Below are 9,982 nucleotides of genomic sequence, written 5' to 3'. Positions count from 1 at the left end.
GGACTGGACAATGACAAAAAAACCAACTGGCAAGAACACGTCCGGGCGCGGGCAACGCGACCTGAAGGTCAAGGTTAAATCGGCCCGAGGCCGCAAGCTGAGCTCGACCCGCTGGCTGCAGCGGCAGTTGAACGATCCTTACGTGCTGCGCGCCCAGAAAGAAGGCTATCGCGGTCGGGCCGCGTTCAAGATCATGGAACTGGATGACAGGTACCGCTTTCTGGTGCCCGGTGCGCGGGTTGTTGATCTTGGCTGTGCGCCGGGTGGCTGGATTCAGGTGGCAGTGCCGCGGATCAATTCTTTGGGTGAGAAAAGTGGCAAGGCCGTGGGGCGGATCATCGGTGTGGATCTGCAGGAGGTTGAACCGATTGCCGGAGCCGAGCTCTACCAGCTTGATTTCATGGAGGACGACGCCGACGATCGGGTCAAGGATTGGCTTGGCGGCAAGGCCGACGTTGTGATGAGCGACATGGCGGCGGCCTCCTCTGGCCACAAGCAGACCGACCATTTGCGGATCATGGCGCTGTGCGAGGCGGCGGCGTATTTCGCATTTGACGTGCTGGAAGAGGGTGGCACCTTTGTCGCCAAGGTGCTGGCCGGTGGGGCCGAGGGTGAGTTACAGAAACTTCTGAAGCAGAAATTCACCAAGGTGGCGAATGTGAAACCGCCTTCCAGCCGATCAGACAGTTCCGAGAAGTTCGTCATCGCGACCGGGTTTCGCGGGTGAAGCCGACTGATAAACGTTACCTCAGCGCCAGTGATCGAGAGCGATATCTCAATGCGCGCGCGTCTTCGTTTGAGAGGCAAACCGACCTAAGCTTGTCTACAACCTCGGGCGGCATTTCGGTGGCATGAGGCTTTGGGTGTTGGCTGACATGCAATTCCATGAGTTCGGAGATTGCAGCCTCAGCCCCGTCGCTGACCATCCGCATATAGAGGTGATAGCGCTTGTCGTCGCAGCTCAGAACCGAGATTTCCACGCGAAGTGGTGCGCCGGCTTTGACTTCTTTTAAGAAATACTTGTGATCCTCGAGAAGATAAACCGAGCACCCGGTGCGATTGCAATAGGCCTCGCCCAAGCCGATCTCGGTCTGTACGGCTTCTGCCGCGAGGCTGAACACCATCCCGTAGTATATGTCTCGCATGTGGCCGTTGTAGTCGATCCACTCCGGATCGACAGTCGTTTCGAAGATGAAGGGGGTGGGCATGGGGTTGTTGTCTTTCGCGGCGTCTGGGTTTGCAGCATGAGGAAGCCGGGCCACGGTTGCAACGCCATGTCACATGCAATGTGCGCCGACGTGACGTAGTTGGTGCCATATGCAGATGCTTATCCGGGTGTCACGATCTGCCAAACCCCACCTTGACCGCGAATGACGCAAGAGTTTGCCGCAAGCCGTGGCATCACCTTGGTCTGTTGCGGCGTGACGGCATTGGCAATTCCCGCCGGGCAATGCGGGATGCGCACGTATTCATAACCTCGGTCGCCCATGCACTGGGCCACGACCTCGCGGCGCAGGCCGGCATTTGCGTCTTCGGTCACGATTTCGGGGGGCAGGTGGCGGCCCGGCACCATGCGGCAAACCCCGGCCGCAGTGCAAATCCGTTGCGGCGGCAATACCGGGCCGGGGATCACCCGCGTCACCATTCTTGCCGGCACCTTATTCTCGGCCGTAACCCGGCAGTTCAGCAGGTCACGGTCAGCACGTGCGACCGGTGTTCCGGCTTTGTAAAACAGGCCCAGCGGCGTGCAGGCGGACAACATCACGCAGGCAAACAAGGCGGGGGTTTTCATCACAGCCACCATGGACTTACAACAACAGTGCCCGCAGTATACCGCGCCCGCGATGCAGCGACAAAGCAATTGACCTCCCATTGACCTCTGCGCGCCCATCTGCCATCCAAACGAGGCAAAGCAGGGGGCTCTAACCCGATGAAAGTCATTATCTGCGGCGCCGGTCAGGTGGGCTGGCAGATCGCGCGGCATCTGTCGGGCGAACAGAACGACGTCACCGTGGTCGACAACAATGCCGATCTGGTGCGCCGGGCAACCGATACGCTGGACGTGCAGGGGATCGCGGGATTTGCCTCCTACCCGGATGTGCTGGATCGTGCCGGGGCGGAAGATGCCGACATGATCATCGCCGCCACTTATTCTGACGAGGTCAATATGGTGACCTGCCAGGTGGCACATTCGGTTTTTTCGATCAAGCGCAAGATCGCCCGGCTTCGCGCGCAAAGCTATCTCACCGCAATCTATTCCGACCTCTACCGCCGGGATCACCTGCCCATCGACGTGGTGATCAGCCCTGAGCGCGAGGTTGCCGAGGCCGCCTTGCGTCGTCTCAAGTCCCCGGCGGCCTTCGATGCGGAGACCTTCCTTGACGGCAAGGCTCAAGTTCTAGGGTTGAGTATTGATGCCGACTGCCCGGTGACGAACACCCCGCTGAGGCAATTGTCGGACCTGTTCTCGACGCTGCGGGTGATCGTGATCGGGTTGCGCCGCAACGGGCGGCTCTTTGCCCCGGAAGCAGGAGATCAGATATTCGCGGGCGATGAATGCTACCTGTGCCTGGCAACCGAGGATGTGCCACGCACACTCGAGGTGTTCGGCAAGAAACATGTCAAGCAGGAGCGCGTGGTGATCATCGGCGCGGGCAATGTCGGCCTTGCCGTCGCCAGTGCGCTTGAGGCGGAAGAGGATCGTATCCGGGCCAAGGTGATCGAATCCAATCGCGCGGTGGCGGAACGGGCGGCGGACGCTCTGGAACGCACCATCGTCCTGAATGGTGACGGGCTTGACGTGGCGCTGTTGAACGAGGCCAGCATCGACCGGGCCGACGCGGTGTTGTGCGTAACCGATGACGACAAGACCAACCTCTTGAGCGCGGTGCGTGCCAAGGAAGCGGGGTGTCCGATGGCGATTGCCCTGATCAACGACCCGAGCTTTGCGCCGCTGATGGCACCGATGGGGATCGACGCCTATATCAACCCGCGCGCCACCACGGTGAGCTCTATCCTGCGCCATATCCGCCATGGTCGGGTCAAGGGCGTCTATTCCATTGGCGATGCCGAGGCCGAGATCATCGAGGCCGAGGTGATGACGACTTCGCCGGTCACCGGACAGCAGATCCGCGATATCGACTTTCCCGAAGGGGCGCTGGTCGGCGCGGTGCTGAAGGACGGCAAGGTGATGAAACCGACTGGCACGATGCGGATAGAAGAGGGTGATGTGCTGGTGATCTTTGCCATGGCCAAGGACGTGCAGGAGGTTGAGCGGCTCATGCAGGTCTCGATTGACTTCTTCTAAGGGAGGGCGCGTATGGCTGCGGGGCAACTCCCTCAGATACAGCGAGGCGCGCCCGTGAGGGAGCGACGAGCGGTCGGGTGAACCGGTTTCGGCATATCCCGCTTTTCCTGGCTCTGGCCGGGCTGATGGCGTTGTCGATGTATGTCCCTGCACTGCATGCGCTGGTGCAGGAAGGGTTCCGCGAGGCACGGGCGTTTTTTTACGCCGGAACCCTGGGGCTGTTCACCGTTTCGGTCATAACCATCACCCTGTCAGGGCGGCCGCGACAATCGCGCGGCGGATTGACCGATCTGGCTGCGTTGCTGGCCGGGTTCACGGTCCTGCCGCTGTTTCTGGCGCTGCCGCTCTATGAGGGGCTGCGCACCACGTCCTATCTGAATGCCTATGTCGAAATGGTGTCGTCGCTGACCACCACCGGCGCGACGTTGTTCGATGCCGAGCGGCTCAGTGGTTCGATGCATCTGTGGCGGGCGCAAGTGGGCTGGTTCGGTGGACTGATCATGTGGATTTCTGCCGCTGCCATCCTGGCACCGCTGTCGCTGGGCGGGTTCGAGGTGACGGCGTCGGCCGAGCCGGGCCGTGGGGACACGCCGCTGGAACGCTATGAAGTGACCCAGGCCAATCGCCGTTTGCAACGCTCGGCCCGGCAATTGACACCGGTTTATGTCGGACTGACTGCCGTGCTGTGGTTCTGCCTGGTGATCGCCGGCGAGCGGCCGCTTGACGGGGCGATCCACGCCATGTCGACCCTGGCCACAAGTGGCATCACCGCGTTGAACAGCAGCCTTGCCGGGGGGCAGGCGGGCTATGCCGGCGAGGTGCTGGTCTTCCTGTTCCTGTTCTTCGGGCTGTCACGGCTGACCTTTTCGTCTGATACGCTAACCAGTGCGCGCCAAGGACTTCACCATGATCCGGAGTTTCGCATTGGTCTGTTGCTGGTGGCTGGGGTGCCGATGCTGTTGATGCTGCGTCACTGGCTGGCGGCCTACGATGTGGATGCTGTGGAAAACCTTGCCGCCGCAGCCCATGCGCTGTGGGGCGCGGTGTTCACGGTGATGTCCTTCCTGACCACCACCGGGTTCGAAAGTGACAGCTGGCAAGCGGCGCGCAATTGGTCGGGGCTGAACACGCCGGGGATGATCCTGATGGGTCTGGCGATGATGGGCGGCGGCGTGGCCACCACCGCAGGCGGGGTCAAGCTCTTGCGGGTCTACGCGCTTTACCTCAACGGGCTGCGCGAAATGGACAGGCTGGTTCATCCAAGTTCGGTCGGGCGGGCGGCGGGTCACGGTCGCCGCATCCGGCGCAAAGGCGCCTTCGTCGCCTGGGTCTTCTTCATGCTGTTTGCGCTGACCCTGGCCCTGGTTTCGGCCGTGCTGGCCTATCTTGGCGTCGGGTTCGAAAACGCCGTCGTGTTGGCCGTGGCCGCGCTCAGTACCACGGGCCCACTGGTCGCGGCGGCTGCCGACACGCCGATTTTCCTGGTTGAAATGGGGGCGGCGGGCAAGCTGGTTTTCTCGGCCGCAATGGTGCTGGGGCGGCTGGAATTGTTGGCGATTATCGCATTGATCAACCCGGTGCTGTGGCGAGATTGACGCGCCGGATACACCGCGCCCGGCCATGAGGATTTTTGCTCTGGACGCCCGGGCGGCGCCGCGACATACTCGCGCGGAACAGGGGACGTGCCCGCCGATCCATGACCGGTGGGTGCCGGAGCAAGAAAAAGGCAAAAACCAACATGGCTTCCGACAAGCAAAACCTCCAGGACGCGTTTCTCAATCATGTCCGCAAGACCAAGGTTCCCGTCACGATTTTTCTGATCAACGGCGTGAAACTGCAGGGCGTTATCACCTGGTTCGACAATTTCTGCGTGCTGTTGCGCCGCGATGGCCAATCGCAACTGGTTTACAAACATGCGATTTCCACCATCATGCCAGCCCAACCGATCAGCCTTTACGAGGGTGAAGACGCCAGCTGATGGGTGACCCCGCAACCGGTGAGACGCATGTGACCCGCGCCTGGGTGCTGCATCCCGATATCCGCAACGATGACCGCACGCGCGATCCCGAGCGCGCGCTGGAAGAAGCCGTTTCGCTGGCCGCAGCACTGCCCGAGCTTGAGGTGGTGGGCGCCGAGGTTGTGCGCCTGCCCAGGCCGCATCCGGGGCTGTTGTTCGGATCTGGCAAGATTGCCGAGCTGAAGGACCGGATGCAGGCCAATGAGGTCGAACTGGTCCTGATCGACGGGCCGGTGTCGCCAGTACAACAGCGCAACCTCGAGAAGGAATGGAAGGTCAAGCTTCTCGACCGGACCGGGTTGATCCTGGAAATCTTCTCCGACCGTGCCGCCACCCGCGAAGGCGTGTTGCAGGTGGAGATGGCGGCGTTGTCCTATCAACGGACAAGGCTGGTCAGGGCCTGGACCCACCTTGAACGGCAACGTGGCGGGCTTGGATTTGTAGGCGGCCCCGGTGAGACCCAGATCGAGGCCGACCGGCGGGCGATTGACGAGCAGCTGGTGCGGTTGCGGCGGCAACTGGCCAAGGTGGTCAAGACCCGCGAGTTGCACCGTAAGGCGCGCGCCAAGGTGCCGTTCCCGATCGTGGCGCTGGTGGGCTATACCAATGCCGGTAAATCCACGCTTTTCAATCGGCTGACCGGAGCCGAGGTGATGGCCAAGGACATGTTGTTTGCCACACTCGACCCGACCATGCGCCGGGTGGTGCTGCCCGATGGTGGCCCCGAAGTGATCCTCAGCGATACGGTGGGATTCATCTCGGACCTGCCGACAGAACTGGTCGCGGCCTTCCGCGCGACGCTGGAAGAGGTTTTGGCGGCGGACCTGATCTGCCATGTGCGCGATATCTCGCACCCCGAAACCGAAGATCAGGCGGCGGACGTGCACACAATTCTGTCTTCCCTGGGTGTCGGTGAAGACACGCCTCAGTTCGAAGTCTGGAACAAGATCGATCTGCTCCCGGAAGATGCGCACCAGGCGGTTCTTAACTCTGCGGCGCGCGATGATGACGTGGTGGCCCTGTCGGCGATCAGCGGTGAAGGGATGGCAGCCTTCCTGGAAACCGTGTCACAGAGGCTGGTGGGGATACGCCACGAGACCCGGCTGGTTCTGCCCTATGCGGAGGGTCGCAAACGCGCTTGGCTGCACGAGGAAGGGGTAATCGAGACGGAGGAGCAAACCGAAGAAGGATTTGTTCTGACCGTGCTGTGGAATGACCGGCAGGAACAGAAATTTCGTAACCTGTAAGGCCCGGCGCGATTTTTCGTGAATAATCGAGGGGCGTGCGCGAAGCGGGCGAGTGTTGCACGCAGGCGGGCAAGGGCCTTAAGCTGATCCCATGTTATCCCGAATAACAGGTTTTGCCCGATTGCATTGGCAAGGGCAGGTGGCGCTGTTGCCAACGGTGCTGCTCACGCTGCTGGGGTTGCGGCTTGGTGTGTCCGGGCTCAGCCGAATGCGACCGGTAGAGTGGCCGCTGGTGGCGTTTGCGCTGTTCACCCTGGCCAGTGCTGGCTTGCTGATCTGGCAGGTAGTTGGCACCTGGCGGGCGGCGCGACGCGAAAAAAGCGGTATGGCTGCTGGCGGAGCGCTGGCCGGGATCGGGGCTGCCACGGTCCTGTTCGGAGTGGCTGAACTTGACAGTTACGCCGCCCGCGGGGCGGATACGGGCGGGCTGCCGCCAGTGATGCCCTTACCGGTTGCGGGGCAAACGGCGTTTGTCGAGGGCACGATGACATGGCCGCTCTACAACCGCTTCTGTACCACGCTTTTGTTCCACCCCGATCTTGAGGTCATCAGTCTCACCAGCGAAGGTGGGTTGGTTCCGGTAGCAAGAGCATTCGCCGCAAGAATTGCCGAGAACGGGCTGGACACGCAGGCCGTTGGATTGTGTGCTTCGGCCTGCACGCTGGCCTTCATGGCTGGGCACAATCGCGGTCTTGGCCCCGAAGGCGCATTGGGGTTTCATGGATATGCCTTGCTGGGTTATGTGCCTGCGTCTTCAATCGCCGAAGAAGAAGCACGGGATCGGGTCTGGTTGAAGGAGCGCGGCGTTGATCCGGGTTTCATTGCCAAGGTCTTTGCCACGTCGCATGACCAGCTCTGGCGCCCTAGTCGTGAGATGTTGGAGGCCGCGGGAGTGCTGACCGGCGGCAACGGGCGGGCCGACGCAATCCGTGAGGCGTTGAGTTGCGGGCCGTTGCCCGGTCAGGCGGCCAGTCCCTGAACTGCCGCTTTGTTGTCGGTCATCGGACGTCGCATGGTCAGAAGGCGCCGCGCGGCCCCCGCTTGACCCTGGCGGATCAGCACATGCAGCATGGTCAACTCCAGAAGATCGCGCTGTGCCCGGCTGCCGCCCAAGCGTTCGTGGCTGGCCATAACCGGCAAGAGCGCGGATTCGGCGGCGGCCCAATCGCCTTTGGCAATTGACGCGAAAGCGGTTGCGCAGGGGGCAACCTGATCGGCGACGGGGCCTTTGGCCCCTTCGATGATCTTGCGCAGGGCTTCGTCACGACCAGCCATGGCGTGGGCCAGCGCGGCGTGGATATCGGCGAAGCCGAGGCCGGGATTGGGGAAGGCGCGCGCCGCATAGTTCGACAGTTGTGCCCAGCGTTCCGGCGGCACTTCGACACCGGCGAGTCCGGCACGGTAGAAGAGCGAAGAAAGATCGGTCAGCACGTTGAGCCCGGGGCTTTGGGTCACGTCCGGAAGCAGGTCGCGGTCGACGATCTGCCACATGGTGGCCGCGTCGCCCGATCCCACCGACCAGAGCGCACAATGCCATGAATTGTGGCAATGCATCATGCCGGCGCGGTCGTAGTCCTTCATCCAGTCGGTGAGATAGGCCAGCCCTTCGGCGGTTTTACCCATTTCATAGTATAGATGCGCCCGGATGTGGCTGCCATGGCCGGACCGGGGTCGCGCGGCCAGCGAGGCGTCAATGGATTTCAGCGCCGGGTCCAACTGCCCCGCCTCCATCTGGGCAAAGGCCAGTTGCGACAGGAACCAGGGGTCGTCGCCATAGTGCGGGGCGAGCATTTCAGCGAGCGCCAGATGTTCGGCCTCGCGGCCCGACTGTCCGGAGAAACCGATGAGGGAAAACACCCCCATGCAGGTCTGTGCCACCAGCGCGTCGCGGGGATAGTCCAGAAGGTGCTGGCGCACGAGCGCATAGCCTTCGCGTACGCGCGAGTGGATCAGGTGGTCGAATGCCTCAAGATGCTGGCGGGCCTGACCGGTGATGCCTTCGGCCCGCTCCATCGCCTGGCCCATCAGGGCACGCGCCTCGGGGATGCGGGCATAGACCTGGGCATTGCGGGCCTTGGCGGCGTAGGCCATGGCAAAACCCGGATCAGCCGCAATCGCGCGGTCATAGGCGACATCGACGCCGGGCTGGGCCTCGAGATAGGCCGTCATGCCGTCGATATAGGCGTCGCGGGCTTCTGCTTTGGTCGTGTGCAGGGGGGTGCCGTAGGCGTCGGTGAGCATGAGCGTCCTCGCAGGGTAGGTGGGTTGGAAACCCACCCTACGAAGGTTTGTGCGATCCGCCAAGCGAGACGCGCCCGTTCGCGAGCAGTGAGCGGCTCAGCCCTGACCGAGTTTCGCCAGCCGATTTTCACGCAACCGGGCGAAATCATCGCCGGCGTGATAGGACGAACGGGTCAGGGGCGTGGCCGAAACCATCAGAAAGCCCTTGCCATAGGCAGCTTTTTCATAGGCCTTGAACTCGCCGGGCGTCACAAAGCGATCCACCGCATGGTGTTTCGGTGTCGGTTGCAGGTATTGCCCAATTGTCAGGAAATCCACATCCGCCGCGCGCATGTCATCCATGATCTGGCGCACGGACTGTTCGTCCTCTCCCAAGCCGACCATGATGCCGGACTTGGTGAACATCGACGGGTCCAGTTCCTTGACCCGCTGGAGCAGGCGCAGCGAGTGGAAATAGCGCGCGCCGGGGCGCACGGTGGGATAGAGACCTGGCACGGTTTCAAGATTGTGGTTGAACACGTCCGGGCGGGCCTCGACCACCACTTCAAGCACGCTGTCATCGCATTTGAGGAAATCCGGTGTCAGGATCTCGATGGTGGTCTCGGGTGACTGGTGGCGCACGGCGCGGATGGTCTGAGCGAAGTGCTCGGCGCCGCCATCCTTAAGGTCGTCGCGGTCTACCGAGGTGATCACCACGTGGCTGAGGCCAAGCGTCTTGACCGCGTGGGCCACGCGGCCCGGCTCGAACGTGTCCAAAGCATCGGGGCGGCCGGTGGCGACATTGCAGAAGGAACAGCCCCGGGTGCAGATCTCGCCCATGATCATCATGGTGGCGTGACCCTGCGACCAGCATTCGCCGGCATTGGGGCATCCGGCCTCTTCGCAAACCGTTACCAGTTTGTTTTCACGCATGATGCGGTGGGTCTCGGCATAGCCCGGGCCGCTGGGCGCCTTGACCCGGATCCACTTGGGTTTTTTCGGCTGCGCCTTGTCGGGGCGATGGGCCTTTTCGGGGTGGCGTTCGCCGGGCAGTTTCAGGTCGCGCATCGGGCAGGGTCCTTTCAAATCGCCCCCTTATATAGTGTGCAATGGCATGCTGTCACGGCCAAAGCCGGGATGCCGCCATGCGTCCTGATCAACCCTTTGGAAAAGGGAGTGAATGTCGCATTG

General features: G+C 62.2%; 10 protein-coding genes. 6 read left to right on the top strand and 4 right to left on the bottom strand.

Annotated elements, in window-relative coordinates; genetic code table 11:
* Positions 1-10 precede the first annotated feature (10 nt).
* Positions 11-727: an RlmE family RNA methyltransferase gene (locus tag RXV86_RS20230; RefSeq protein WP_316302346.1), complete on the top strand. Its 717-nt coding sequence runs from the start codon at positions 11-13 to the stop codon at positions 725-727.
* A 16-nt stretch (positions 728-743) separates the two neighbouring features.
* Here RXV86_RS20230 and RXV86_RS20225 read toward each other — a convergent pair whose 3' ends face one another.
* Together RXV86_RS20225 and RXV86_RS20220 are read right to left on the bottom strand one after the other, a co-directional pair.
* A complete protein-coding gene (locus tag RXV86_RS20225; RefSeq protein WP_316302345.1) occupies positions 744-1,208 on the bottom strand; it encodes a thioesterase family protein in 465 nt (154 codons plus the stop codon).
* Positions 1,209-1,327: 119 nt separating this feature from the next.
* A complete protein-coding gene (locus RXV86_RS20220; protein WP_316302344.1) occupies positions 1,328-1,792 on the bottom strand; it encodes a hypothetical protein in 465 nt (154 codons plus the stop codon).
* Positions 1,793-1,930: 138 nt separating this feature from the next.
* Between RXV86_RS20220 and trkA the strand changes: the two genes are divergently transcribed.
* The 5 genes from trkA to RXV86_RS20195 all read left to right on the top strand — a co-directional run bounded on the left by trkA (position 1,931) and on the right by RXV86_RS20195 (position 7,550).
* On the top strand, positions 1,931-3,307 hold the full coding sequence (gene trkA, locus RXV86_RS20215; protein ID WP_316302343.1) for a Trk system potassium transporter TrkA: 1,377 nt from the start codon (positions 1,931-1,933) through the stop codon (positions 3,305-3,307).
* Positions 3,308-3,432: 125 nt separating this feature from the next.
* Entirely contained in the window at positions 3,433-4,902 is a 1,470-nt protein-coding gene (locus RXV86_RS20210; protein WP_316302467.1) for a potassium transporter TrkG, read from the top strand.
* 143 nt (positions 4,903-5,045) lie between these two features.
* Entirely contained in the window at positions 5,046-5,285 is a 240-nt protein-coding gene (gene hfq / locus RXV86_RS20205; protein WP_109464662.1) for an RNA chaperone Hfq, read from the top strand.
* On the top strand, positions 5,285-6,571 hold the full coding sequence (hflX, locus tag RXV86_RS20200) for a GTPase HflX (protein ID WP_316302342.1): 1,287 nt from the start codon (positions 5,285-5,287) through the stop codon (positions 6,569-6,571). Before hfq ends, hflX begins: the two co-directional genes overlap by 1 nt.
* 91 nt (positions 6,572-6,662) lie before the next feature.
* Positions 6,663-7,550, top strand: coding sequence for a hypothetical protein (locus tag RXV86_RS20195; RefSeq protein ID WP_316302341.1), 888 nt, complete (start codon positions 6,663-6,665; stop codon positions 7,548-7,550).
* Here RXV86_RS20195 and RXV86_RS20190 read toward each other — a convergent pair.
* Both RXV86_RS20190 and lipA read right to left on the bottom strand, forming a co-directional pair.
* On the bottom strand, positions 7,532-8,812 hold the full coding sequence (locus RXV86_RS20190; RefSeq protein WP_316302340.1) for a tetratricopeptide repeat protein: 1,281 nt from the start codon (positions 8,810-8,812) through the stop codon (positions 7,532-7,534). The genes RXV86_RS20195 and RXV86_RS20190 overlap by 19 nt on opposite strands.
* A 96-nt stretch (positions 8,813-8,908) precedes the next feature.
* Positions 8,909-9,859 carry a lipoyl synthase gene (lipA, locus tag RXV86_RS20185; RefSeq protein WP_316302339.1) on the bottom strand — a complete coding sequence of 317 codons (951 nt, stop codon included), beginning with the start codon at positions 9,857-9,859 and terminating at the stop codon, positions 8,909-8,911.
* Between the last annotated feature and the right edge of the window lie 123 nt (positions 9,860-9,982).

Origin of the sequence: Aliisedimentitalea sp. MJ-SS2 (assembly GCF_032586155.1) — a bacterium.
Classification (GTDB): Bacteria; Pseudomonadota; Alphaproteobacteria; order Rhodobacterales; family Rhodobacteraceae; genus JAWHTC01.
This window is presented reverse-complemented; position numbering and strand designations above follow the sequence as displayed.